Here is a 25,075-nt window from a genome sequence, read left to right on the forward strand (position 1 = left end):
CACGGCGCCGTGGCTATGGGCCGTGGTGGACATACGCGGCCCATCGCAACGGTGCGTTGCCGCGCAAGGACTCGCGTAGCCGCGTCACCGCGCGGTGCAGTGCGGTCGCGGTGACCGCGTCCTCATGACCGCCGGCAGCGATGTGCGTGTACACGTCCTCCGCGATCACCGCCGCGGTGGTGTCCCCAATGGACCATAGGGTGCCGATGACGTGCCTAGCGCCGGCGAAGTTGAACGCGGCGACCAGGTGCAGCGCCTCGTCGGCCAGCTCCGTGTCGCCCCGGGCGGTTTCGCAGGCGGACAGGAATGCCAGGGTCGCGTGGGTGACACGGCGGGCAAGGTGGCGCACGCGCAGAGGTCCATCGGCGACGGCAAGGTAGCTCGCCGCGGGGTCACGCGGGTCTTGCACGCCGTGGCAGGAGAAGTGCAGGACCCTGTGGTGCTCCAACGCGGCGAGGATGTCCGCCTTGCGGGCGTTGCCGTCCGACATGACGGTGTGGTCGCCGGGCAGGCGCTCGCGGACCGCGGCGACCTCGGCGGGAACGGCGGCCAGGTCGGTGAACGCGATGCCGTCGATCGGCGGCGTGCTGGGTAGTGCGACGATGAGAGCGCCGTTGCCGGAAGGCCTCGCGGGGGTTTGCCCGCGATGGTGCAGCAGGGAACGCAGCGTTGGCGTATAGGACGACACGACGTACGCGCCGACCCAATCGTCGGCTGACCCGGCCGCGTGCAGCGGCAGTAGGGACAGCTGACCCGTCGGACACCACCAAAGCCGCGGCGGCGAGGCCCCACCGGCCGGCGGGGTGAGCCGCAGGTGTGCGAGCACCGGCTGGGTAACCGCGCGCCATAGCCATTCCAACGTGGACAGCGCGCTTTGGTTGCCGTTGACCTGTTCGGCCAAATCGGTGCCGGGCGCCAATGTCTGGATCGCGGCGGCGAACACGCGGGCCCGGGCCGCCACGTCCTCGGCGGTCAGGTGGGGCAGCCGCACGACCTCGACGGTGGGTCGGTCGGGAGCCACCACGAGGGCATCACACCGGTATGTGCTGACGTTCACCACGACGATCGGACCGTCCTGGGCGGCGGCTCGAAGGGATGACACATCCGGCGGGGCGAGGAAACCGGCGAAGCGCTGGTCGGGCAGCGCCCGGATCTCGGCCAGCAGCCGGGTGTACTCCTGATGCAGCCGCCAACGATAGGCCACGCCGTCCCGGTAATCCGTGGTGTCGAGCCGATCGGGCCGCGGCCCTGACGCGGTCGCCCCGGCGAGCTGGGTGATGACGTGGTCGAGGCGGGCATGCAGCTCGGGATGCTCGGCACGCAGCAGGGAGCGATCGGACCTCGCGTCCAGGGACTGTGCCCATAGCAGTGTGCGGCCCTGTTCCAGCAGGCGCAGGGCGCCCACCGGGTCGCCGGCCTCGATGGCCAGCGCGGCCGCGTCGCTAGCCAGACGCGGGAAGTCGCGCAGGCGGCTCTGGTGGGAGACGACGCCGAGGCCCCGCCAGACGACTTGGGGCAGCACCTCTTGGATGGCGAGCCGGTAAGCCGCGGCCGCCGCGTCTACGTCGCCGTGATGGGCGTGTAGCTGACCCGCCAGGTGCGCGGCGTGCAGGCGGGCCTCGGCGGGCGCGGTCGCCAGACCCGCCGCCCGGTCCAGCGCGGCTAGCGCCTCGGCGCGGTAGCGGCGCCTTCCCGTACGCTCGTAACGGCCTTGCAGGGCCAGGCCCAGGGAGCTTAGCCGGGTGGCAAACTTCGGGTTGTGCTCGTCGCTGCCGGCCACGCTGGCGCGCAGGAGCCGGGTCGCGCGGCGCAGATCTCTTGCCCTGCCGTGCTCCAGGTAGCGCAGATACAGGCTCTGGGCGTACACGTGCAATTGCCCAGCCCGGTCGGCGATCCGGCTGCCGAGGGTGCCGCTAATGCCTTGCGCAACGGATTCGTCGAGCGCGCCGGCGTCGCGCCGGTCGACAAACTGGTTCTGAAGCAGGATCGCCAGGCCCGATTGGATCGCCGGCCGGTCCGGGTGGTCGGCCGGGATCGCCGCGAGCGCGGCGCGGTTGGTGGCGATGGCGGCGTCCAGATCGGCGGCGTGCCCCAGCGTCTCATAGCGCAGCCGCAGGACGCCGGCGAGGTTGTGCAGCACCAGGACCTGCCGCCGGTGCCCGGCGGGCAGGGCGTCGCGGGCATGTTGCCACATCTCCACCGAGCGGTCGAGGTCGTCGCGCTCGCCGAGGTACTTGTATCGGCTCCACAGCGCCGTGGCGAGAACGATGTCGGCGGCCGCCCGATCGGCCGCGTCGATGTCCTGCCGACGGGTGATCTCCTGGGCCACGTCGACCGCCGCATGCAGGTCCTCCGGATCGCCGGCCAGCTCGGCCCGGTCCAGCAAAGCCGAGACGAGGGCGCATCGCGCGAGCGGGCTCGGAAAGCGGTGCCGGTCGAGGATGTCCAGCGACTCGCGGTGGTGCTCCACCGCCGTGTCGATATCGGACCGATCGCCGGTCGTGGCAAATCGGGCCCGCAGCGACTCGCCCAGTGCGGACAGCCACCCGGCCCGCGCGATCTCCGACGGCTCGTCCGCAACGCATTGGCGCAGCAATGCTACTGATTCTTCGATATCAGCCAGTACCCGTTTGCGCTCGTGTCGCATCCGCAGGCTCACCGCGAGCTGGCCGACGGTGTTGCGGCGTTGCGACTGCGGCAGCCGGCCCGAATCCAGCAGCGAGCGCAGCCGGCCGACGGCCCGCTCGACGTCGCGGACATCGCCCGTGCGCTCGTAGCGGGCCAGGTGCTGCTGCGCGGCCGTCTGCTGGAACATGGCCGGGGCCATCCCGGACATTGACGCGATCGCCGACGCGCCCCGGATCTGTGCCTCCAGTGCACTTGCTCGCCGCGCGTCGGCCTCGTCGCCGCTCGCCTCGTGGCGCGCCCAGAGCGCCTCAGCGAGCTGGGCCAGGCACATCGCGCGCTGCCCGTCGTAGGCCACCCGCGCGCCCGCCTCCGCCGCCTCGACGGCTTCCGCCAGCGCCGCCCGTTCGCCGGTGCGCCGATACCGCAGAAGCCACGCCTTGGCCAGCAGGGCGAGTCGGTTGCCTCGCTGAGGGTCAGCCTCCGCGGCTCGATCCTCCGCCGCACGGAGGCCGACGATGGCCGCTTCGAGGTCCTCGGTCCGGCCAAGCAGCTGAAATCGCGACAGCAGGGTGCCGGCCAGGACCGCCTGCACGCTGTCCCGCACGTCGTCGTCCATCACATCGCGCGCCAGCGCGTCGCGGGCCAGCGTCACCGCGCGGTCAAGTATCGCGGGATCGCCGATCAGGCTCGTGTGAGCGCCCAACGCGGCGAGGTACATCGGTAGCAGCCGCGCCCGTACCGGGCTGTCTTCGGGCAGGCTTTCCATGAGCCGTTCGAGCGTGGCCACGGAGTTGGCGACGTCGGCCGCGGACGGACCCATGGTCATGATCGCGGCAAGCAACGCTTGCACGTGGTGCGCCTGGTCGGCGTCCAGCTCGCCGCGGGCAAGGACCGCACGGAGCGCGGCTTCGGCCTCCTCGCGGCTGGCGTGGTCGCCGGCAAGCACGCCGCGCAGCCCGAGACCGATGGCCTCCGCCGTGGCGTCCGGCTCGTACGAGCGCTGAAAGTGGATCGCCTCGTCGAAGTGCGTGCGGTCCGGCCGGTGCTGCGCCCGCTGCCAAAGCAGTTGCCGGGTCAGCTCGGCGAATACCTCGCGTTTCGGCTGATCGGCCGGCAGTCCCTTCCACGCCGTCTGCGCCACGCTCACCGCCTCGTCCAGATCAGACAGGCGCCCGTCGCGCTCAAAGCGCTTCTGCAACGCTGCCGCGAGGGCAAGCGCCGCGATCACGGAGACCCAGTGATCGGCCGGGAGGCCGGCCATCGCGCCACGGGCGAGGTCGGCGGCCTCGTCGAGGTCGCCCGACGGTTGGTGCGTGAGCGCCCCGGCCAGCTGGACCCGCACACTGCGTAACGCGTCGCCGTCCGTGATGGCAAGGGCCTCTCGCAGGTACCTTTCGGCCGTAGCCGCGCTTTCCGGGCGGCCGCCCAGGCTGTGTAGGTGGGCCAACGCCGAGAGCATGGTGGCGCGGTCGCCCTGGTCGAGATCGGGTGCCTGAAGTGCCGCATCGCACGCCTTGATCGCCTCCGCAGCCAGCTTTTCGTCGCCGAATGCCGCGACTTCCTGGTTGAGGCAGTGGCCAAAGGCGGTGCGCGCCAGCCCGACGAACCTCCCGGTGCTGTCGGCGATCTGGGCGGCCTCTCGCGCGACCGCTCCAGCTTTCCGCAGCTCGGCACGGTCGGCGGCACGCACGGCCCGAGCGGTCAACGCGTACGCCAGCTCGGTGGTATGCGGCACGACGTGCTCATGCCCCTCCGGCGTGGCCGACACCGACGCCAGGTGATGGGAAATAGATTGGTCGAGGTCGTCACCCGACTGTCGCACCATGAACCGCCGGCGAAACGCGCGACCGAGGTCATGCAGGACACATGCGCGGTCGGCCGGTGTCAGATCACCGCGCCCCAGCTCCTGGGTGAGCACACCGACGACCTCGTCCAGCAAGGAAGCGTTTCCACCCGGCGTCCGATCATGCTCATCGAGTAGCTCAATGGCGCGCTCGCGTGCACTCGGCGTCTCCACGCAGGCTCCCAACGCTATGTCCACCGTGTCGTCGCGGATCGTAGCGTTCATCGGCCACAATAGGCGTCGCCCAATCGAGCGGAATCCGCCGGATCAGTGACACGGAGAGCCAGGACACAATGGACGAACAACGGGCCCGCGGGTGGCTGTGCCAGAACGCCGAGGCGTTGCGGTCGACGGCGATCGCGGGCGGGTGGCGGCCGCGGCTCGATGCCGCGTTGGTCGACGTCGTCAAGGGTGACGGCTCGGCGCTGGACACAGTCACCGCACTGCTCGGCGCGCCACCGGACGACGTCAGCGAAGGCCGTGGCCGTCACGACGCCGACCCGCATCTGTTGCTCGGGTCCGTCCCGACCCAGCTGAACGGCGACTATGGATGCCCGCGCGATTGGTGCCCGCGCCGGACAGGCCGTGACGTGCGGGGCCGGCCCCCCTGGTGCCACCTCCATCAGGCGCCCATGCGCTTCCGTGAGCGGTAGGGCGCCGGTGGACGGAATCCTGGCCGAGGTCGGCCGCCGCCACATCGAGCGGTGGCTGTCCGTGCTATTGCTACCCGGACTGATTTTCGTGGCGGTCGCCTGGACGGTGACCCGGCTGGGCCATGCGCGGCCGTTCGATCTCGATGCCGTCGCATCCGCCTGGCACGACCTTGCCGACCGAGCCACCCGCTCAACGGCCGACCTGATAGTCACGGCCGTGGCCGCGCTCACGGGAGCGCTGCTGGCCGGTCTTGCCGCACACGGCGTGGCCCGTATCGTCGAGGCGGCGTGGACCGCCCGCCCATCCTCGCGCACGGCCTGGCTGAGCCGCCGCACGGCAGCACTCGACCGGCGCGTCCAAGCCCAATACCACGGTCTGCGCATCACCCTGCTATGGCCGCGTCTGTGGCTCCTGATCGGCGACGAGGAGCGCAACACCGTGGCCGCCGCACGCGAACGCGTCTGGGAGGCCGCGCTCCAAACGGGATGGGGCGCTCTATATCTCGTGCTGATACCCGTGTGGTGGCCCGCCGCCCTGATCGCCACGGTCACGTGGGCGCTGGCCATCGTCACCGCTCGCCGCGCCGTCACGAGCTATATCGCCCTGGTCGAAGCCATGGTCGACATTCACCAGAGCACCATCGCGGACAGGTTCGGCTTCACACTGATCGACGGCGCGCTGCCCCCGGACGCCGTCGCGCAGATCAACGACCGCCTGCACAAATAGGCGGCCATTGCCGTAGGCATCGGGGCCCAACGGCGGCCGTCCTTGTTGGACGGCCGCCGCCGGCCTTGTGACGGGCTAAGCCGTTATTGGTATGTCCGCGATGTGGCCCCACTGGATGGGCGAGCTGAGGCCCTCGATCCGCCACTCCCCGGTGGTCGGCCGCCACACGGCAAACTCGTGGCTGTCACCGTCGTCGAGGAAGTTGGCCGGGACGGGGATGTCGTTGATGCCCCCGTCCGGCCCGGACGGCCACTGGAACGAGCCTTTGGACTCGATGTGCCATTGAAAATGGGTTGGCCGGTACACCGCGATGTCGATCGGCCGCTGCGACGTGCTGTGGTACCGGCCGGGGACCGGAATGTCGGTGGGTAGGCCCCACGTCACGGAGCTGGTGGCACCGTGGGTGAACCAGGTATGCCATTGCCCGGTGGATGGTCGCCACACGGCGATCGCCGCACGCCAAAGGACGACGGGGGCCGGAATCCTATACATCGGCACGGGAATGTCAGTCGGCAGACCCCATTTGACGACGCCGACGCTTCGGATGTGCCACTCTCCGGTCGGCGGTCGCCACACCGCGATGTCTACGCGGCCGTCGCCGTTGTAGTCCGCGGGGACCGGCAGGTCGGTCTTGTGTCCCCATTGGACGACGCCGACGCCTCGGATGTGCCAGTCCCCTGTGGATGGTCGCCACACCGCGATCTCCGCGCGGCCGTCACCGGTGTAGTCTCCCGGCACGGGGACGTCTCCGTGCCCGCCCCACTGGACGACGCCGAACCCGCGGATGTGCCAGTCTCCGGTCGACGGCCGCCACACCGCGATCTCACTGGCCCGGTCACCGTCGTAGTCGGCCGGGGTCGAGCGCGGCGTGGGCGTGTAGATCGAGTAGAGCAGCATGTTGGGCGAACCCGCGCCGACGTCGCTCAAGACCCCCGCGGTGCCGTTGTTGACGATGGCCGCGTGGACCTGAGCCGGTGACGCGCTCGGCCACCGTTGCAGATAGAGCGATGCCGCGCCGGCGACGTGGGGTGCGGCCATCGACGTGCCGGTCAATGCGACGGCGGCGGTACTGCTGGTGTGCCACGCCGACGTGATGCCCTCCCCAGGGGCGAAGATGTCCACGCACGAGCCGTGGTTGGAGAACCACGCACGTGCGTCGCTGGTGTTGCTCGCACCGACCGTGATCGCCTCAGCGACCCGCGCTGGAGATTGGTTGCAGGCGTTCGTGTTGTTGTTGCCGGCGGAGACGGTGAAGGTGACGCCGAGCCGGATGGCATTGCGGACCGCGTGGTCCATAGCACTGCTCGCCGCGTTGCCGAGGCTCGCGTTTGCCAGCGTAGGCTCGGGTCGGACCAGCGAGTCCTCCAGCACCCAGTTGACGCCGTCGATGACCTGGCTCACGCTTCCTGTTCCGTCGCAACGGTACACGCGGACCGCGACCAGCCTGGCGGATGGGTTCACGCCGTAGGTGTTGCCGCCGATGGTGCCCGCGACATGCGTGCCGTGGCCGTTGCAGTCTTCGGCGTTGGCGTCGTTGTTCACCGTGTCCCGCCCGTAGACCGCGCGGCTGACCCCATTGGTGAAGAACTGTGAGTGCGAGATGCGGATACCGCTGTCGATCACGTACACGGTCACCGGGTTTGTCGATTCGTGGTATTCATACCTGCTGTTGAAGGTCCGGCTACGCTCGTCGATGCGATCCAACCCCCAAGACGGGGTCACGGTGTTCCCGTTCGCCTGCACCTCTTGGTCTTGTGACACGAAGTCGACGGCCGGGTCCGCCGCCAGCCGGCGGGCCTGCCGCTCGGTCGCGGTCATCGAAAACCCGCGCAGCGCCCTGGTGTAAATCCGGTCCACGCCGGCCTCATAGCGTGCGGCCAGCGCGCGTGCGGCGCCATCCACCTCGTTCGCGCCCGCCGTGGTGTCTTTCAGCACCACGATGTACTGACCCTCGATGGCAGTCGGGCCCCCGGCGTCGCGGATATCGCCCTCTGGCGGTGCGGCGGTCGCGGCCTGTCCCATCCCGGCCACCAAGACCACCACGGCCAACGCCGCCGCCCACACCCGGTGTGCCCTTCGCATATGTGCACGCCGCGCCGAACGGGTCGCGACGATCGCGACGGCGCGTATCAGAAAAGATCGCATGCCAGATCGTGTGATCGGCTCAGCCCGGTCCTCCAGGTCAAAGTACGTACGGCGGATGTGGCACCGGTCATCCCGCCGCCGGCCGCGGTAGGTGAGAACTGTGAGGCCGGTGACGCTCGCAGTGTGACGGATGACCAGGATGCCGAGTTGAAATCGCCGCACAATCCGCTCATGAAGATTCTTGCCAATTTCCGCGGCCAGGGTCGCCGCGTCGCCGTGGCGGGGCTCGCGCTATCCGTGACGACGACGGTGGCGATGGCGTCGGCCCAGCCGGCGGCCGCCGATCCGCCGTACGCCAAGCCGAACCTGAAGGTGCTGTCGTGCGGCGTCTTCGACGATCCCGTCGACTACGGCGACGGCATCGACTGGTGGAAGTTCCGTTTCACCTACACCAACAACGGCCTCGTCGCTACCCCGGGCGCGTTCAAGGTCGGCGTTCATTGGGTGTGGACGGCGACTGGTGGCCCGGAATCATCGACCGAGTACTGGCAGCCCAGGATGGTGAAGGGGCAGGTCGTCACGCGGGAGTTCTGGGTCACCCCACAGGTGGCGACGTACGGACTGGCCAGCGTCATGCTCGACTCCGGGTACTCGGTCGACGAGTACGGATTCGAGAGCGACAACCACTGCTGGAGCTACAACGGCGGCTATTGACCGCTGGGAGAATCCTGAGATGACCAACCTGACCGAAGACCTGATCGCCGCGGAACGACGGCTTCAGGCGGCCCAGCTGGCCGCGGACGCGCACGCGCTCGACCAGCTGATGGACGACCAGTTGATCTTCACCGGTCCCGACGGGCGGCTGTACTCCAAACAGGACGATCTGGCCGTCCAGCGCACCGGTCGGCAGCGGCTCAGCAAGGTCGACGAAGAAGACCTTCGGGTCCTGGTGCTCGGTACGACAGGGGTCACCTGGTTTCTCGGCTCCCTGGCCGGTGTCTTCGAAGGCGAGCAGTTCGCCGCCCGGGTCCGCTACACGCGGACCTGGGTGCACACCGATGACCACGGCTGGCGGCTCGTCGCGGCGCACGTCAGCCCCGCCTGAACCGGCGACAGGCTGATCAGGAACGCCAGGAGACCTCGGTGATGGAGGTCCAGTTGTTTTCGGCGTTGCCATAGCCGACGACGCGTATCCAGCGGGCCGGCCCGTCGGCCGCCTCGTAGGTCTCCGGGGCGACGGTGTCGCCGGAGGAGTGACGGCGCGGCACGATGGTGCGCCAGGATGTGCCGTCGACCGATGCCTGTACGGTGAACTCGGCCGTGCGTTGGTCGCCCCGGTGCCACGCGATCGCGATGTCGTCGACGGACCGCGTGGCGCACAGGTCGAAGCGGATCCAGGCGCCGTAGCCCTCGTCCGACCAGCGGGTGGCGAGGCTGCCGTCACGGGTGTTGGCCGGCGCGTTGCCGTCGTCGCCGCTGGCGCTGATCGCGCAGTCGCCGGGCGCGGTCGGTGGCGCCGTCGGGCTGGTGGTCGGCTGGACCGTGGGGCTCACGGTCGCGGTCGGGGTGGGGGACGGCGTTGGCACGGTGCCGGCCGGGCATGTCTGGGTGGGACGGAACTGGCCGCCGTAGGTGCCCACCGAGTCGCCCTTGGTGTTGCCGGACATCGTGTTTCCGCAAACCGTGCCTTGCGGCGCGGCCTGGAACTTGATGCCGCCGGCGGCGTTCGCCTCGATCACGTTGCCGTAGGCGTTGTTGGCGCGCCCATCCGTGGCGCGGTCGCCGCCGAACCGGATGCCGGCACCCTTGTTGCCGCTGGATGTGTTGTACCGGAACGTGTTGCCGCTGCCCCGCGCGTCGAAGCCGGCCGACTCCGGGTCCAGCTGACCGGTGCAGGTGTTCTGCTCCACCACGTTGGCGGTCGAGTTCTCCTTGATGTCGACGCACTCGTTGCCGCGCGTGTCGAAGGTGTTGTGGTGAACCCGGTTGTCCCGGCTGACGTCCGCCCGGCCGTCCGGGGCACCGTTCTGGCCCTGCTGCTCCGGCGCGGTTCCGATGTAGACGCCCTCGCCGTTCTTGCCGCCACCGGCGAACTGGAAGTCGTAGGCGCCGCAGGGACCGATCCGGCTGTTCGCCACTTCGGCGTTGGTCACCAGGTATCGCAGCCGAACGCACTCGCCACCGGCGTTGCGGATCGTCATGCCGAGGATGCGCAACCTGTCTACGCCGTCGCCCGCGGACGTGCTCATCACGTAGACGAGCTTGTCGCGGTAGCTGGACGCGCTGTCGCCGCTCGCGTGCCGGCCGTCCACTGTGAACCCGGACAGCGTGACGGCGTCGTGCCGCACCTGGAACACGCGAGAGCCACCGGCGCCCAGCACCACGGCGGTGGCCGGACCGGTCACGGTGACGCCGGTACGGGTCGTCACCGCGTCCTGGCGGTATGAGCCGGAAGCCAGGTGGATGGTCGCGCCGGAGGGCGCCGTGTCGAGCGCCTTCTGGATGGTCGCGAACGGGGCCGCCGCGGAGGTGCCCGTGTTGCCGTCCCGTCCGGTCGGGCTGACGTAGTAGTCGGTGGCGGCGAACGCGGGGGCGGCGAGAGCGAGCCCGCCAGCCAACGTGGCGCCACCCAACAATGCGAGCGCCGTGGCTTTGACGCGATTTACCACAGGAGGAGCCTCTCGATGAACGGTGAGGGGAACGGTCATCGGCCGTGTGAGGCAGGACTTTAGGATTCTTTATCTTGTCCGTCAATAAGCGGAAAGCAGCTGATGTTTCCGAATCGGTAGCGCTGGCGAATACATCCGAAGAAAGGCGCATCGGCGCAGCCCGCCCACTTGGAGTGCAATTCCGGGCAATACCGGTCGACGCAATTACCTTCCGCTTATCGACCCACTACCGCTTGTGTTTGGAATTGCTCACGTCGCCTAAGCCGGCTTTACGGTGGTCAGGTCGCCGAAGCCGGAGGCGGCCATGATGCCGGCTTGGACGCGGGTGGCCGCCTCGTGTAGCTCGCCGATGAAGTCGTGCACGCCGGGTCCGAGTACCCGGACGGGGCGCTGGCCACGCGGGGTTCGCAAGACGGTGGCGATGGTGTCGGCGATCTCCTGCGGGTCGGCGGTGGAGTCCTCGACCAGGTGCGATTCGGCCCGCTCGGCGAGCGCGCCATAGCCGGTACGGCGGCGCGTGTCGTCGCGGCTGAGATGCCGAAGGTACTGCCGGTAGTACGCGATGCCGTTCGGGTCGACGAAGTCGGTCGAGTAAGCACCTGGTTCGACGATGACCACGTCGATACCGAGTTGGGAAACCTCGTACCGGGTGGTCTCGGTCATCGCCTCCAGTGCCCATTTGGCGCCGCAGTACGCGCCGAGAAAGGGGAACACGAACCGCCCCAGCGCGGTGGTGACCTGGACGACCAGGCCGTCCCGCTGGGCCCGCATGATGGGCAGGACGGCGCGGTTCATCCGCAGGTGTCCGTAGAGGTTGGTGTCGAAGACGTTCCGCACGTCGGCGATCGTCTGGGTCTCCAGCACAGCTGGGTGGAAGGAGCCGGCGTTGTTGACCAGCACGTCGATGCGGCCGGCCCGCTGGCGTACCCGGCGCACACCCTCCTCGACGGACCTGTCGTCGCGCACGTCGATCTCGACCACGTCGAGGGCGAGCCGCTCACGGCGCGCGACCTCGCGCAGCGCACGGGCGGGCGCCGCGTTCGCGCCGGCGGTGTCGCGCATGGACGCGTACACCCGATGTCCGGCCCGGGCGAGGGTGAGCGCGGTCAGGTTGCCGAAGCCGCTGCTGGTGCCGGTGATGAGCACGACCTTGCCGCCGCCGGACGCGGCCGGTGGTGCCGGGGCCGCCGCCGTCACGCCGGGGAGGGTGGCGAGTCCGGCGGTGGCGCCGACCGCGGCGGCGCCGCCCAGCACTGAGCGCCGTTGGATTTTCTCTTGGTTCACAAGGGTTTCCTTCCACATCGGTGTGGCTGTCGGTGCGTGCCAGGAGCTTCCGGGTCCGGAGCTGTCGGTGGTCCCTCGATTAATCCGCGCCGGCGTCGCGGCCGGAAAGATCGATCGGGTGGCTCGTTATACTCAGCGGGTATGAGCGACGTCGAGGTGCGCGAGCTTCGCTACTTCATGGCTGTCGTCGAAGAGCTCAACTTCTCCCGCGCCGCGCGGCGGCTCGGCATCGCCCAGCCGCCGCTGTCCCGTGCCATCGCCGGGCTGGAGCGCAAGCTCGGCGTGCGGCTGTTCGCCCGCGACACCCACCGGGTGGAGCCCACCTTGGCCGCGGAGGCGCTGCGTGAGGAGGCGGGCGCGCTGCTCACCGCCTTGAACGCGCTGACCGTACGCACCCGCCGAGCCGGGGTGCCGGAGCCGACACTCGCCGCCACCGCCAAACCCGGGCTCGCTACCGGGCTGCTCCAACGGATCGCCGGGGCGTACGCCCGGCAGCCCGGCCTGCCGCCGCTGGACATCGTGGTCAGCGGCTACCGCGAGCAGGCCGACATGGTCCGCGACGGCCGGGCCGACGTCGCGCTGCTCAGCTCACCCTGCGCCGAGCACGGGCTCGAGCTCGAACCGCTCACCACCGAACCGCGCGTCGCCGCCCTCCCCAGCGGCCACGAGCTGGCCCGGCGTGCCGAGCTGCGCTGCGCCGACCTGTGGCCGTGGCCGGTGCCGCGGTGGCCCGAGGCCAACGACCGGGAGCGGGCCTACTGGGCCGGCCTCGACCAGATCCCCGGCGCCGCCCTGCGCGGCCGCCCGGACGCCCCGATGGTCGCCGAACCCGCGCAGCTGCTCGAAGTCGTCGCGCTCGGCAAGGCGGTCGCGCTGATTCCCCGCTCGCTGGCCACCGCCAACGACCGCGTCGACATCGTCTACCGGCCGGTCGCCGACGCCAGCCCGTACACCGTGATGGTCGCGTGGCGCGCCGGCACCCGGTCCCGCACGGTCGCGGCGTTCGTGCGCACCGCGCTCGAGGTAGCCGCCGCCGAGGCCCCCGAAGGGGTAACCGCGACCAGCCGCGAAGGGTGAGGCCGCGTCCTAATAGGAATTCGGAGGCAGGCCGCCTTCACTCCGGACACCGACTCCGCCGCGGTGTGCCTTGCGCCGCCGCCAGGTCACGAGAGTGATCACCCCGCCGGCGCCGATACCGGCGACGGCCGCCACACCGGCGAGTCCGAACGTGGTCGCCATGATGCGCAGCAGCCGGCCGTTGTCGGGCTGTTCCCCGATCGCCAGCAGCTCCGCCCCGCGCCCCCTGACCGGCGAACAGGTGAGCTGCCCGCTCCCGGTGCGCGCGGACTCCACCTCGTACCGGGCGGCCCAGGTCTCAAACCCGCGAACGAAGAATGTGAACGTGTAGGTCACCTCGGTGACCACGATCGGCACTCCGGCGACCTCGCCCGTACACAGATAGTCGGTGGTGGCGCTGTCCGGGCTGACGTAGAGCACCATCGGCTGCCCGGCCGTCAGGTCGACCCGCACCGACTCACCGTCCCGGAAACGGCTGCCCAGGTCGGGGAATCCGTCCAGCCACGACCGGAAACCCGTCGCCAGCACCACCAGCGCGACCACGACACCGACCGTGGCGACGGCGCCCGCCACCACATACCACCTACGCCCCGGCACCCGCTTTGTCATGGCTGGCATCATGCCGGCGCGCCGGCCGTCCCGCGGTCCCGTACGCCACACCAACGCCTGGCTTCGTGCCCTGGCGTGGCAACCGCGAGCCGCGCTCCGGCGGGATCAGAGCAGCGCGTACTCGACCATCGACGCGGCCGAGGCAGCCGCTTGCCAGGCCAGCAACGTAGCCGTAGCGGCGGCTACGACGATGACGAGTCGCTTGACGTTACGCATATTGGGCCTCCCCTTGAGTCAGCGGCGTAGCACGCCACGTGACCGTTTATCCTTGCTGAGCTTCCGCCCGGCGGGAATGGTCCATCCAGCCAGACGTCTCGCCGCCGGTGCGTTCGGTGTCTATGGCACAGTCTTGAGGTGCCGTTGGACGAGATGCCGGACTGGTTGCCGGCTTGGTGTCTTGACCATCTGGGCGGCGAGCCCGCGGGCGTGCTGTTCCAGTCGCGACAGGTCTCGGTGGTGTTCGGTCTGCGGTTGGCCGATGGCAGAAACGTCGTGGTCAAGGCACGCGCCGACGACGGCCGGGCCGCGTCGTGTCTCGCGGCGCAGTCCTGGCTGGCCGAGCGCGGGTTTGCGTGTCCCCGGCCGCTCACGCCGGTGGTCGGTGTCGGTGCGCTGGCCGTGCACGCCGAGGAGTTCCGGCCCGGTGGCGAGGTGCTGCACGGGGACTCGCCGGACATAGCCGTGCGCTGCGCGGAGGCGTTCGCCCGGCTGATGGCCGAACTTACCGGCGTGACTGTGGCGCCGCCGCTGCCGAATCCGCCCTGGGTGCGTTGGGACCACACCGATTCTGGGTTGTGGCCGGCGATCGACTTTCTCGAGGGCCGGGACCAGGGTGTCGTGTCCGAGCACATTGTCCAGACGGCTGAGCGTGCCCGGCGGCGGCTGCTTGCGGCCGGCCTGCCGTGCGCGCTCGGCCACGCCGACTTCGAGGCGCAGAACCTGCGGTGGCGGGGTCGGCAGGTGTGGGCGGTGCACGACTGGGACAGCCTGGCGTGGCAGCCGGAGGCGGCGCTGGTGGGAGCGGCGGGCGGGTCGTTCGCCAGCGCCGGGCCGCCCACGCTGGCGCCGATCGAAAGCTCCGAGGCGTTCCTGGTGGCTTATCAAGATGTTCGAGGACGCGTGTTCACGGCCGTGGAGCTGGAGGTCGCGTGGGCGGCCAGCTTGTGGATGGCCGCGTACAACGCGCGGGAGATGGCACTGTGCGGTGGCAGCCCGGCGGGCGGCGATGCGCTGCGGGCGCAGGCGGCCGAACGCCTCCGCCGGGCTAACGCATAAACGCTCAGGTCGCTGCGATCCGATCGAAGAGGAACGAGGCCGTGGCGTCGATGACGTCGTCGAAGTGGCGGCTACGGCCGGGGTAGTGGAACGCGTGCGCGGCGTTTTCGTACTCGCGCAGTATGCACTCGTTGCCGGCCCGCACCATCGCGTCCCGAAACCGCCGCACGTGGTCGATCGGCTCTACCTCGTCGTCGGTGCCGTGGTGAATCAGCATCGGAGGGTTTCCGGGCCGCACGAACTCGATGAGCGAGTACTCGATCGCACGTCCCTCGGCGATGCCGGCCCGCTGCTCGGTAGAGCGCTGAAGCCGCGGCGAAAAGGCGAGCAGATCCAGGCCCGCCGGGTTGAAGGCCACGACGCCGGCGACGCCGGGCGTGGGCGCCGGAACCGGCCTGTCAGGGGCGATCATCGCGGCGACCAGAGCGAGATGCGCACCGGCCGAGCTGCCGCCCGAGAACAGGCGGGACCTCTGGAGCCCGTGTAACGCGGCCAGCCCCGTGAAGTGCTCGACCGCCCGCCGGACGTCGGCGACGCAGTCGTCGATGCGCACAGCACCCCGACCGAGCAGCCGATACCCGGCAGACACCGCGAGGATCCCGCGCGACGCCAGTCGACGGCAGTGCGGGGCCAGATCGTCGGCCGATCCGGTGCGCAGAGCGCCGCCGTGGAACAAGACGATGCCGGCCGCGAGTCGGGTGCCGTCGGCTGGCTCGAAGACCCGCAGGGGCAATTCACCGCCGTCGGCGGCTTCGTAGCTCGTCGACGATTCGCGATATGCCGTCATGACCAGCATTCGTAGACCACGAACACGCATACTCCCACAAGCCGTATGCCGCATCTCGCACCGGTACTGCGCCAAACGACACAGTGGACGAGCATGGTGCCCTCGACGATGCCCACATGAGCCTTTTCCCACGACTGGCCGCGGCTGCGGCGGCATCCGCACTCCTGCTCGCGGCCGCGCCAGCGTCCGCCGATCCTCAGATACCGGGCTTGGCACCAGAGCTTGTGGCCCACTGCGACCTGCTGCCCGATCCCGTCAACTACGGCGACGGCATCCAATGGTGGAAATTGGACGTCACCGTGGCGAGCACCGGCGGCCCGACCGGCGGCGAGTTCGACGTCGCCGCCTGGCCCGCCTACACCGGCACCAGCAACCAGGGCGTCGAACACCGCTTGGTCGCGGCCATGCGGACCGGCGACAGCACCGACCTCAGGTTCTGGATTACGGAGCCCAACGTCCAGCACTTCACCATGAAAGTCGACTACGGCAACGTCGTCCATGAAATCAGAGAGTGGAACAACTACTGCCGCGGCCGCGTCGACTGAGCACGCAAGCGCCTGCGCCGGAGTCGATCTGACCGCGGCGCAGGCGCTCGCTCAGTTCGCCGGCGCTACTTCTTCACCAGCGGCTTGCCGTCCTTGCCGACGGCGGACCAGTTGCCGCCGATGTTCTCGCCGGTGACATCGCCGGGCTTCTTGTCGCCGACGAACCGGTACAACGGCCAGCCGGCGAGGGTCACCTGTGTGGTGCCGTCGTTGCGCTGCACCGTTCCGACGAGCTTCGGGTCGATTTCTGGTGGGAGCTGGATCGCGCTGCCGTCGGTCAGCAGCGGCGGCCAGTTGACCGGGCAGTCGTTCTCGCAGATCGACCTGGCCGGATCGTGGCCGTCTGCCTCCAACCGGTAGACGGTGAGGCCACCGGTGGTGAGAGTCAGCCCGAGCTTCGTCTGAGCGAGGGCAAGGGTGATCTGCTGGGGTTGCACGGTTGCCTTGGCTGTTGACGCCACGCCGGGCGGTGGCAGGTCGATGTCCGCGGCGTCGGTGGGCGTGGGTTGGCTGGTGGACGTGTCCGGTGAGGAGCACGCGCCCAGCGCGAGCGCGGCGGCGATCACGGCAGCTGTGGTCAGCCGACGGGCAAGAGACGTCATCATCAGCTCCCTTGCCCAAATGAGCGCGGCGAAATAGCGGAGAGCAGAGCGTTGGTCTGCGCCCGGAACTCGGCACGCGGCAACGCGGCGCGGTCGGGGAAGGCGTTCTGGACGGCCTTGCCGTTCAGCTGACCAAACTGGAGGCCACTGTTGCTGTTGCGATAGAACTGCGGTCCGGTGGTCCCGCCGACCGGAAACCAGGTCTGGCTCAGGCTGCCATCGCAGAAACGCAGGATCAGCTGCGCCCGCGGCTGCTGGGAGTCGCCGGTGACATCGACACACAGGTCGCGGCCGGGCAGGCTCGGTGTGAACACCAGGCTGAAGCCCGTCCGGGTCGGATCGCGGCGTTGAGTGAACGTTTGGGTGTCCGGTGTGGCGTTGTCTTTGCCGATGCGGGGCACGAAAACGAGTTCCGCGCCATTGGCGTTGGCTCGCGGTTGCAACACGGTGCCGTCGGCGAACGAGGTCACCACCCGGTTGGCCACGTCGACATCGGCATACGCGGGGGCTGACCCCAGCGCCAGTCCGCTCCATGTCGCAAGCAGTAGCACGACCGTGGCCGGGGTGCGCTTGACAGGGAATTTCATGCCAAGGACCGTGAGGCACGAAGCCCGACGAATGTATGTCGTTGTACCCACAAGCCGGGTAGGCGAGGTCACAACCCGCCCGCCGCGCCGGCCTGGCTCATGACATTAGACGGTCGTCACCCGGACAGTAGGTAGAAAGACACAGACAGTCGATGCTCTCGATGCTGTGCTGCCCGTGTGAAACGGAATACTCCGCTGATCACGTTGGTCGTCGGCGCTGCCGTCGCCGCCGGCGTGTTCATCTCCAGCGCCTACGCCAACAATTCGCAGCCCGAGCCGCCGGCTCAGCAGGCGGCTCCGCCTGTGCAGTCGCCGACGACGGCGCCGGCGCCGCCGGTGGTCGACACCGCGCCGCCAGTGGTCGCCGCATCCCCGACGGCCGCCGCCGAGAAGGTAACCGCGGTCTGGGCCGGGCGCACCGACGGCGGCGCGGCGTCCGTCGCGATCTCCGTCAAGGAAGGCGTCGCGATCGCGTACGTCTGCGACGGCAAGCGTGAGATGTGGCTGGAGGGCACCGCGATCGACGGCAAGATCACTCTGTCCGGCGCGAATGGCACCACGTTGACCGGCACCTTCGGCGGCGGCAAGGCCAAGGGAACGGTCAGCCAGGACAAGACCACGTACACGTTCACGGCACCGGCGGTGAAGAAGCCGTCCGGGCTCTACCGCGCCACGGCCACGGTCCGCAACGCGAAGGTGGTGGGCGGCTGGATCGTGCTGCCGGACGGTTCCCAGGTCGGCCTGGTCACCCGCGACGGCGTGCCGCAGCCCGCCGCGGCGATCGACCCGGCGACCGGCGCGGTGACCATCGACGGCGTGCCGCTGACCGCCGACTACCTCCAAGGCGGTCAGCGATGAGCCAGGCGGCCAAGGACACGCAGGCCAAACCCTCCCGCCCCGCGGCCTGGCTCATCCCACTCGCCATTGGCGCGGGCGTGAGCGTGGCGCTCGGCGTGTACGGCAAGCTGCACACCGGCACCGGAGTCGCCGTCGCCGTCGCCGGCTTTTCCAGCCTGCTCACCGCGAAGGTGTGGACCGCCACGCTTTCGGCCGTGTTCGCCGTGGTGCAGCTGGTGACCGCTCGCCTGATGTGGACACGTTCGCCGTCGTGGGCGGCGCCCGTGCATCGCTGGTCCGGCCGGCTGGCGTTCCTGCTCGCCCTACCCGTCATCGTGCACTGCCTCTACACGGTGGGCTTTTCCACCTACGACCTGCGGACGGCCACGCACTCGATCCTGGGCTGCTTCTTCTGCGGCGCCTTCACCGTCAAGATGCTCGTCCTGCCCAAACGCAACCTGCCCGGCTGGCTACTGCCGGTCGTCGGCGGCCTTGTCTTCACCGCCCTGACCGGCCTGTGGCTCACATCGTCGTTCTGGTTCTTCTCGACGACCGGCGTCGAGTTCTGAGGAGGGAAGTTCCGATGCACGCCGACCGAACCCGCAGAGCCTTCCTCGCCGGCGCCGGAGCAGCCGGGCTTACGCTGAGCGCCGGATGCACGGTATACGGCGGCGAGGCCGAATCCGCACCGGAGCCCGCCGCCGAGACACCTCCGACCGGCGCGGGTAGCACCCCGCAGGCCAAGGGCGGCAAGGAAATCGGCCAGGCGGCCGACATCCCGGTCGGTGGCGGCAAGATCTTCGCCGACGAGAAGGTGGTCGTCACGCAACCGGCGGCCGGCACGTTCAAAGCCTTCTCCACGGTGTGCACGCACGCCGGATGCGCCGTCGAGAACGTGTCCGGTGGAACGATCAACTGCCCGTGCCACGGCAGCACGTTTCGCGTGACCGACGGCAGCGTCGCGAGCGGCCCGGCCAGAAAACCACTGCCGCCGAAGGCGATCTCCGTGGTGGACGGGACGATCCGGCTGCCCTGAGTTGGGTGATCTCACCGATGTGACGGTGGGTCGCCGCCGACGAGCATGGAACGCGGTCGCGGGAGTCGCGACGAGCTTATTGTGCTCTGCCGCTGGTACAACTTGGGACGCCGTTATGAGCGAGTTTTGGTCCTGCTTGTCGGAGGCTGAACGTGCCGCCTTCCGTGAACGCAGCATCTTTCGCTGGTGGCGGCGCGGTGAGTTACTGATCCGCGAGGCGGACGCGTCGCTGTGGGTGGCGGTACTGCTCAGCGGACGTGTGAAGATCTCTTCGCAGGACCGCTCCGGTGCGCATGCGCTGCTGGCCATCTGCGGACCGGGCGCGCTGCTCGGTGAGATGGCGGTCGTCAACGACAACCCTCGATCTGCCAGCGTGCACGCCCTGGAGCAGACCGATGCGCTGGTCATGACCTCACCGGTTTTCGAGTCCTACCTCGAACAGCACCCGCGCGTGCGCGCATTGGTGATGCGCACCCTCGCCGACCGGCTACGCGACGCCGACCGCAAACGGCTGGAGTTCACCGCATACGACTCCACCGCCCGGGTGGCGGCCCGGCTGGTGGAGCTGGCCGAACGGTTCGGCACCGACGACGAGGCCGGCGCCATCCGGATCACCCTGCCACTGTCCCAGGACGACCTCGCCGACTGGGTCGGCTCCTCCCGAGAGGCCGTCACCCGAGCACTGGCCGCGTTGCGCCGCGAGGGCTGGATCCGCACCGGCCGGCTGTCCACCAGCGTCCTGGACATGGACTCACTACGGGTCCGCGCAACCAGACACCCCCGGTAGTCACCGGACCGCCCCGGAGTCAGCGACGACCGGCACGCTACGGGGTCGAACCGACGAACACCCATTGCGAGGCCTGCTGGCCGGTGTGGGCGGTCAGCTGCACCGCGCCATACATCGCGGTAGCGGCCATGAGCGGGGCATCCCACGGAATCAGCACGTGCCGGTTGGCGGACGCAGGGAAAGCCGACGGCTCGCGGACAACTGCCCACCACTGGCTGTCGTCATACCATTGGCAGCTCTTGACTAGCAGGAGCGTGCCGGAGTGGGCGAGGCATCCACCGGTAAAGAGGTGGCGGTACTGGTGATATCTGTGAGCGTTCGGACCGGTGTAGCTTTGCGGCAACCGACCCCACCTCAGCGAGTACAGAGGGTCGCCGTCGCTGTCTCCAGAGGTCTGAGTGATCACCGCACCCGCGAATATGCCCTCGCGCAGTACTTCCATCCGTCCAGCCATAGGCACGCCGGATCCGCCGGTGAAGACGATCGCTGTTGCGAGAGGAACGGCGCCTTCGCCGCCCGCGGGCGGACGCACGTCGGCCCGCACGCTGGTCGCGGGCCCGAAAGCGAGGACGATACCCGCGGCGGCCGCACTGAGCCAACGCTGAGTTTTCGTAGCGCTGCTGGACAACTGGCACTCCTCATCAATTGACACTGCTCGGACCGGCTGACGCGAAGCATGCCTGATCCCGGGCGGTGCCTACGGCACCAGGACGAGGTGACCACGAAGCCTTCCTTGGGCAAACCGCTCGTGGGCCCGGGCCACCGCGTCGAAGGTGTAGATGCCGGCGACACGCGGCGTCAGCGCGGCCGCGTCGACGGCGTCGACCAGCGACGCGAGTCGAGCCCCGTCCGCGCGGGTCCACATCAGAGTGACGGCGATACCCCGCGCTGGTTGCGGCGCCCCGCCGTACACGAGCGCCACGAACCGGCCCCCGTCTCTTACCGCGGGCATCACCTGGGCGCCGAGCACGGCGGCGTCCAGGACACCATCCACATCGGACGGCAGGGTTCCACCTCTCGGCACGAAGTGATGCGCACCCAGATTTCGGACCAGAACCTCGTCGGACCCACGGGCCAACGCGTACACCTTGAGGCCGCGCCGCACGGCGAGCTCCACGGCGAACCCACCAACAGCGCCCGTCGCCCCGGTGACCAGAACCGACTGCCCGGGACGCAGGTCGAGCACGTCCAGCGCCTGGTGGGCGGTCAACGCGTTGAGCGGGATGGTCGAAGCGTGGACAGCGGAAACGGTCTTCGGGGCGTGCGCCGTCGCCGATGCCGGCAGGACCACCCACTCCGCCTGCGCCGCCGACGCCGAGTTGAGGTCACCGACCATGCCGATCACGCGGTCGTTCACGCGGAAGCCGTCGACGCCCGGCCCGAGCGCGGCCACGGTGCCGGACGCGCACCGGCCCAGCGGGTAGGCGTCCCGCGGCTCGAGCAGTGAGCTCAGCTCACCCGAGCGCATGTCCAGGTCGACCGGCGTGACCGGAGCCGCCATTACCTTCACCAGCAGCTCGCCCGGACCGGGCACCGGGCGTGGCACGTCGGCGATTTCCAGCACATCCGGGCCGCCGAAGGACCGCGCCAGGACCGCACGCATCGTGCCGGTCAGCGGGGTCCCAGGACGCGGGAGCTCAATGGTGGGTGTCTGCGACATCAGACTCATGGTCGTGGAACGGCCGGGGCGCGGTGAGGGGGAAAACACTCAATCGGAGAGCTTCCCGATGTGCCGGTGGATGGTCCGTCGGCTGACACCGAACTTGGCGGCGATCTCGCCCACGGTATGCGTGCCGGATTCGTACATCGCGAGGGCGGTCTGGACCTGCTGGCGGCTGAGCGTGGGCTTCTGTCCTCCAGTGCGGCCCTGTGCACGGGCGGCGGCCAGGCCGTCCTTGGTGCGTTCTGACCTGTGTGTGTGGTTGAACTCGGCGATCGCGTCGAGGACCTCGTAGAGCATCCGTCCGCGAACCGTCGAGGTGTCGAAACCTGGGTCGAGCACGACCAGTTCGGCTTCTCGTGCTCGTAGCTCGGCGCACAGTCGCACGAGGTCTTCCAGCGATGGCGCGAGTCGGTCGAGCCGGGTCACGACGAGTTGGTCGCCGGGACGGATGCACCGCAACGCCTTACGCAGCTCGGGATGGCGGGCGAGCTTGCCAGACGCCCTGTCGACGAAGACGCGGTCGCAGCCGGCGGCCACGAGCGCCTCGTCCTGGGCATCGGTGTCCTCACGTCTGGGCACGCGGCCGTACCCGATCCGCACGGGTCGACGGGGATCGGCCGGCAACGTCACCACGGTCAACCCCGCGCGGGCCAGGCCACGCTTTCGGCGTGCTCGAGTGCCACGAGGCCGGGGGCGGCGAAGGCATAGCCGGTGTACCGGTTGAGCACATCCGCCAGCAGGTCGGCGACCGCCGCGCTGAGCAGCCCACCGCCCGGAACGAAGGCCAGTTGGCCGCCGCTGGCGGTGTTCAACCCCGGGCCGGCGGCGCGGTCGAGCACTGCGAGCAGCTCGGCCAACGGCCGCCCCTCGGCCGGCGGTGGGCGCCGTACGGCCTCGTCGGCGAGTACACCGGCGCCCTGGGTGTGGTCCGACAGCGGTGCCTGCGGGAGCCGGTCGAGGAATCCGGCGACGTAGTCAGCCGCCGCGGTCAACACCGCGCGCGCCTGCTGTCCCGAGGGTTCCAACCCGATCCGCCCAGCCGGCTCCGGCGTGGTCGTCAACGCTTCCCCGTTTCCCGTGTCCGCGTACCGGCGGCCGTTTCGGGCCGCTTACGCCCCACGACGACCCATATGGTCAATGCGGTGAGGAGCCGGTCTCGCTGGTCGGCCAGCCGGACGGCGTCACGCCACTCGCTGGCCAGGTCGGTGTCGTCGTCCCCGACGCCGTTGCCGGACGTGGTGGCCAGGATCGTGGCGAGCATGTCCACGTCGAGCAGGCCCACGACCGGGGCCGCGTCGGCGCGGCCGACGAAGCAGGCGGTCACCGGGCGGCATTGGACGTCGACGAGGCCGGCGTCCAGGAGCCGGGCGCGCAAGGTGCGGCCCATCGTGTGCCACGCGGTCATCGGACCCTGCCGCATGCGGGCGGCCAACCGGGCGAACAGATCCGCCGGTACGCCTTCGATCGACAGCGACTGCCAGTCGGTGTCCACAAGCGACACTTGGCCGCCGGGCCGGGTGACCCGGACCAGTTCGGCGACAGCGGCGTCGGGGTCGGCCAGGTGTTGCAGGACGCGTTCGCAGCGGACGAGGTCGAAGGATCCGTCTGGCGTGTCGAGCCGGCGCAGGTCGCCGTGGTAGTAGTTGACCGTGCTGGCGCCGGGCGGCAGTGGCTGTTCGCGCAGCCGACGGTTGGCGTGCTCCAGCAGGGTCTGTGAGGTGTCGACGGCGTCCACGCGGCCGGCGGGGCCGACCACGGCCGCGAGGGATCTGGCCACCTCGCCGAGGCCGCAGCCAGCGTCGAGTACCCGCTCGCCGGCCCGGATATCGAGCATGCGCTGTTCGGCGTGGCGGACGTGCTGGATCGCGGGGTGGGCGGCGGCCGCGTCGAGGTAGTCGGCCATCGCCACCCGCAGACCGGTAGCGGTCTGGTCGACGCCGGCGAACAAGGTTTTCACGCGGTCAGCTCCGCCGCGCGCGGCGGGCTTGTGTGTCCGGTCACCGCTGCCGCCATCACCGTTACCCGTTCCCACAACGTTTCCACCCCACATCGCGCGCCGAGGCCCGGCGCATCAACTCATGGTCAGGCCCCTTGACGCGTCGTCGTGAGGGGGAACTCACCCAACCTCGCCCGTGCGGTGCACGGCTCAGCGGATCGTCGACGACCGGCAGAAGGCGTCGATGACGCGGCTCAGTTCGGTGGGTTCGGTCAGTGGCAGCAGGTGGTTGGCGTCGGCGATGGTGGCATCAGGCGTCGGCCGCCAGGTTGTCGACGACCGCCAGCACCGCGTCTACGTCCCACTGTTGGCGGGTGAAGGCGGCCACGACGTCGGCCGTCCGGTCGAGGACGTAGACCTCGGTCTGGTGCCGGTTGACCGTCGACGTGCCGTAGTTCACCCCGAGGTCGAGCCGTTGCCGGATCGCCGGAAAGTTGGCGGTCGCGCGGAAGAAGCGGGCACGTTCGTCGAACCGCATGCCGCGATCGCTGCCGTAACGCTTGAGCCGATGCGGCAGGTCGAACTCGGGATCGTAGGTGAGCGCGGCGAGGTTTACGGATTCGGCGAGCCCTCGTTCGTGCACGCGACGTTGCAGCGCGGCGAGTTGTGTGATCGTCCGCGAGCATTTGTAGGGGTTGTCGCACCGCGTGTAGAAGAACGCGACGACGGAGGGCTTGCCACGGAAGAACTCCTCGAAGCGTTCCGGTTGCCCGTCCTGGTCTTCCAGCATGGCGGCCAGTGCGGCGGTGTTCTCTCCCTGATCGCGGGACGCTCGGCCGGCGCAACAGGAGTGACCGGTGGCGGGCCCACCAGCCGGTGCGGGCCGAGCATCCGCGCGGTCGAGAACGCGCCGCATCTCCCGCAGTACCGGGGCGGAGAACCGGTCGGACCGCTGGGCCAGGACCTCCAGTGCGGGCCGGGCCGGTGCGCCGAGGTGGCCGAGGGTGCGGACGACCTCGGTCAGCGCCGTCGTCGGCTGCGTGTACGGCCAGACGGGCTTGTAGCGCTCGAAGCTGACCGTCGCGTCGGCGCCGGCGAGGTTGTCGACGGCTCGCAGGAGTGACCTCACGGCGGTCGCGGGTGGCGGTGTCAAGCCGCGCAAACCTATCGCCGCGCCGGCGACCTCGTAGGGATCGTGCCCGGTCTCCAGAGACTCGATCACGTAGGGGAGGGCCCCGTCGGGAAGCCCGGTGTCGGCGAAGGCGGCGAGCAGATAGCCGCGTATGCGGTTCATCTCGGCGGCGCTGCGTCCGTGATAGATGGGCAGGTTTTCCGGCAGAAGCGCCGTGAGGCCGTCCGATCCGTGCGAGGCGTGACGCAGGCTGTCGACGAGGGCGGCGACCTCCGTGTCCGTCATCGAGGCCTCGCGCGGGCTCCCGCTGATG

The 25,075-nt window shown here is 69.7% G+C and carries 25 protein-coding genes; 11 read left to right on the forward strand and 14 right to left on the reverse strand.

Features of this window, described 5'->3' with window-relative positions; genetic code table 11:
• Positions 1-13 precede the first annotated feature (13 nt).
• On the reverse strand, positions 14-4,645 hold the full coding sequence (locus ACTMTJ_RS42535; RefSeq protein ID WP_441224458.1) for a CHAT domain-containing protein: 4,632 nt from the start codon (positions 4,643-4,645) through the stop codon (positions 14-16).
• Between the two features lie 119 nt (positions 4,646-4,764).
• On the opposite strand from ACTMTJ_RS42535, the gene ACTMTJ_RS42540 reads away from it, so the two are divergent.
• Both ACTMTJ_RS42540 and ACTMTJ_RS42545 read left to right on the forward strand, forming a co-directional pair.
• Positions 4,765-5,124, forward strand: a complete 360-nt coding sequence (locus ACTMTJ_RS42540; RefSeq protein WP_441224459.1) for a hypothetical protein — start codon at positions 4,765-4,767, stop codon at positions 5,122-5,124.
• Between the two features lie 7 nt (positions 5,125-5,131).
• The gene (locus tag ACTMTJ_RS42545) at positions 5,132-5,851 is read left to right on the forward strand and encodes a hypothetical protein (RefSeq protein WP_441224460.1); all 720 of its coding nucleotides are present in this window, start codon (positions 5,132-5,134) and stop codon (positions 5,849-5,851) included.
• Between the two features lie 75 nt (positions 5,852-5,926).
• On the opposite strand, the gene ACTMTJ_RS42550 is transcribed toward ACTMTJ_RS42545, so the two are convergent.
• On the reverse strand, positions 5,927-7,933 hold the full coding sequence (locus tag ACTMTJ_RS42550; RefSeq protein WP_441224461.1) for a S8 family serine peptidase: 2,007 nt from the start codon (positions 7,931-7,933) through the stop codon (positions 5,927-5,929).
• 186 nt (positions 7,934-8,119) lie between these two features.
• On the opposite strand from ACTMTJ_RS42550, the gene ACTMTJ_RS42555 reads away from it, so the two are divergent.
• On the forward strand, positions 8,120-8,650 hold the full coding sequence (locus ACTMTJ_RS42555) for a hypothetical protein (protein WP_441224462.1): 531 nt from the start codon (positions 8,120-8,122) through the stop codon (positions 8,648-8,650).
• Between the two features lie 19 nt (positions 8,651-8,669).
• Positions 8,670-9,041, forward strand: a complete 372-nt coding sequence (locus ACTMTJ_RS42560) for a nuclear transport factor 2 family protein (protein ID WP_441224463.1) — start codon at positions 8,670-8,672, stop codon at positions 9,039-9,041.
• 16 nt (positions 9,042-9,057) lie between these two features.
• On the opposite strand, the gene ACTMTJ_RS42565 is transcribed toward ACTMTJ_RS42560, so the two are convergent.
• On the reverse strand, positions 9,058-10,605 hold the full coding sequence (locus tag ACTMTJ_RS42565; protein ID WP_441224464.1) for a discoidin domain-containing protein: 1,548 nt from the start codon (positions 10,603-10,605) through the stop codon (positions 9,058-9,060).
• A 258-nt stretch (positions 10,606-10,863) separates the two neighbouring features.
• Positions 10,864-11,889: an SDR family oxidoreductase gene (locus ACTMTJ_RS42570; protein ID WP_441224465.1), complete on the reverse strand. Its 1,026-nt coding sequence runs from the start codon at positions 11,887-11,889 to the stop codon at positions 10,864-10,866.
• A gap of 141 nt (positions 11,890-12,030) precedes the next feature.
• Here ACTMTJ_RS42570 and ACTMTJ_RS42575 point away from each other — a divergent pair, with 141 nt between their 5' ends.
• Positions 12,031-12,966: a LysR family transcriptional regulator gene (locus tag ACTMTJ_RS42575; protein ID WP_441224466.1), complete on the forward strand. Its 936-nt coding sequence runs from the start codon at positions 12,031-12,033 to the stop codon at positions 12,964-12,966.
• Positions 12,967-12,975: 9 nt separating this feature from the next.
• Here the strand turns inward: ACTMTJ_RS42575 and ACTMTJ_RS42580 are convergent, their stop codons facing one another.
• Positions 12,976-13,575 carry a hypothetical protein gene (locus ACTMTJ_RS42580; RefSeq protein WP_441224467.1) on the reverse strand — a complete coding sequence of 200 codons (600 nt, stop codon included), beginning with the start codon at positions 13,573-13,575 and terminating at the stop codon, positions 12,976-12,978.
• Between the two features lie 354 nt (positions 13,576-13,929).
• On the opposite strand from ACTMTJ_RS42580, the gene ACTMTJ_RS42585 reads away from it, so the two are divergent.
• On the forward strand, positions 13,930-14,850 hold the full coding sequence (locus tag ACTMTJ_RS42585; protein WP_441224468.1) for a hypothetical protein: 921 nt from the start codon (positions 13,930-13,932) through the stop codon (positions 14,848-14,850).
• Between the two features lie 4 nt (positions 14,851-14,854).
• Here ACTMTJ_RS42585 and ACTMTJ_RS42590 read toward each other — a convergent pair whose 3' ends face one another.
• Positions 14,855-15,637 (reverse strand): alpha/beta hydrolase, encoded by a 783-nt coding sequence (locus ACTMTJ_RS42590; RefSeq protein ID WP_441224469.1) that lies wholly within the window; start codon positions 15,635-15,637, stop codon positions 14,855-14,857.
• Between the two features lie 83 nt (positions 15,638-15,720).
• On the opposite strand from ACTMTJ_RS42590, the gene ACTMTJ_RS42595 reads away from it, so the two are divergent.
• Positions 15,721-16,182, forward strand: a complete 462-nt coding sequence (locus ACTMTJ_RS42595) for a hypothetical protein (protein WP_441224470.1) — start codon at positions 15,721-15,723, stop codon at positions 16,180-16,182.
• A gap of 65 nt (positions 16,183-16,247) precedes the next feature.
• On the opposite strand, the gene ACTMTJ_RS42600 is transcribed toward ACTMTJ_RS42595, so the two are convergent.
• On the reverse strand, positions 16,248-16,784 hold the full coding sequence (locus ACTMTJ_RS42600; protein ID WP_441224471.1) for a COG4315 family predicted lipoprotein: 537 nt from the start codon (positions 16,782-16,784) through the stop codon (positions 16,248-16,250).
• 2 nt (positions 16,785-16,786) lie between these two features.
• A complete protein-coding gene (locus ACTMTJ_RS42605) occupies positions 16,787-17,371 on the reverse strand; it encodes an RICIN domain-containing protein (RefSeq protein ID WP_441224472.1) in 585 nt (194 codons plus the stop codon).
• 177 nt (positions 17,372-17,548) lie between these two features.
• On the opposite strand from ACTMTJ_RS42605, the gene ACTMTJ_RS42610 reads away from it, so the two are divergent.
• The 4 genes from ACTMTJ_RS42610 to ACTMTJ_RS42625 all read left to right on the forward strand — a co-directional run bounded on the left by ACTMTJ_RS42610 (position 17,549) and on the right by ACTMTJ_RS42625 (position 20,031).
• Positions 17,549-18,229 (forward strand): hypothetical protein, encoded by a 681-nt coding sequence (locus ACTMTJ_RS42610; RefSeq protein WP_441224473.1) that lies wholly within the window; start codon positions 17,549-17,551, stop codon positions 18,227-18,229.
• Complete coding sequence (locus ACTMTJ_RS42615) at positions 18,226-18,777, forward strand: DUF6529 family protein (protein WP_441224474.1); 552 nt, start codon at positions 18,226-18,228, stop codon at positions 18,775-18,777. The genes ACTMTJ_RS42610 and ACTMTJ_RS42615 overlap by 4 nt, the downstream gene beginning before the upstream one ends.
• A 14-nt stretch (positions 18,778-18,791) precedes the next feature.
• On the forward strand, positions 18,792-19,244 hold the full coding sequence (locus ACTMTJ_RS42620; RefSeq protein WP_441224475.1) for a Rieske (2Fe-2S) protein: 453 nt from the start codon (positions 18,792-18,794) through the stop codon (positions 19,242-19,244).
• A gap of 115 nt (positions 19,245-19,359) precedes the next feature.
• Complete coding sequence (locus ACTMTJ_RS42625) at positions 19,360-20,031, forward strand: Crp/Fnr family transcriptional regulator (RefSeq protein WP_441224476.1); 672 nt, start codon at positions 19,360-19,362, stop codon at positions 20,029-20,031.
• Positions 20,032-20,068: 37 nt separating this feature from the next.
• Here the strand turns inward: ACTMTJ_RS42625 and ACTMTJ_RS42630 are convergent, their stop codons facing one another.
• The 6 genes from ACTMTJ_RS42630 to ACTMTJ_RS42655 form a co-directional block, all read right to left on the reverse strand.
• Positions 20,069-20,659 carry a hypothetical protein gene (locus ACTMTJ_RS42630; protein ID WP_441224477.1) on the reverse strand — a complete coding sequence of 197 codons (591 nt, stop codon included), beginning with the start codon at positions 20,657-20,659 and terminating at the stop codon, positions 20,069-20,071.
• Between the two features lie 69 nt (positions 20,660-20,728).
• Entirely contained in the window at positions 20,729-21,691 is a 963-nt protein-coding gene (locus ACTMTJ_RS42635) for an NADP-dependent oxidoreductase (protein WP_441224478.1), read from the reverse strand.
• Between the two features lie 48 nt (positions 21,692-21,739).
• Positions 21,740-22,327, reverse strand: a complete 588-nt coding sequence (locus ACTMTJ_RS42640; protein ID WP_441224479.1) for a recombinase family protein — start codon at positions 22,325-22,327, stop codon at positions 21,740-21,742.
• 2 nt (positions 22,328-22,329) lie between these two features.
• The gene (locus tag ACTMTJ_RS42645) at positions 22,330-22,755 is read right to left on the reverse strand and encodes a hypothetical protein (protein ID WP_441224480.1); all 426 of its coding nucleotides are present in this window, start codon (positions 22,753-22,755) and stop codon (positions 22,330-22,332) included.
• Positions 22,752-23,651 (reverse strand): methyltransferase domain-containing protein, encoded by a 900-nt coding sequence (locus ACTMTJ_RS42650; protein WP_441224481.1) that lies wholly within the window; start codon positions 23,649-23,651, stop codon positions 22,752-22,754. The genes ACTMTJ_RS42645 and ACTMTJ_RS42650 overlap by 4 nt, the downstream gene beginning before the upstream one ends.
• Positions 23,652-23,940: 289 nt before the next feature.
• Positions 23,941-25,047 (reverse strand): SCO family protein, encoded by a 1,107-nt coding sequence (locus ACTMTJ_RS42655; RefSeq protein WP_441224482.1) that lies wholly within the window; start codon positions 25,045-25,047, stop codon positions 23,941-23,943.
• Positions 25,048-25,075 lie beyond the last annotated feature (28 nt).

Origin of the sequence: Phytohabitans sp. LJ34, assembly GCF_052068095.1 — a bacterium.
Lineage (GTDB): Bacteria > Actinomycetota > Actinomycetes > Mycobacteriales > Micromonosporaceae > Phytohabitans.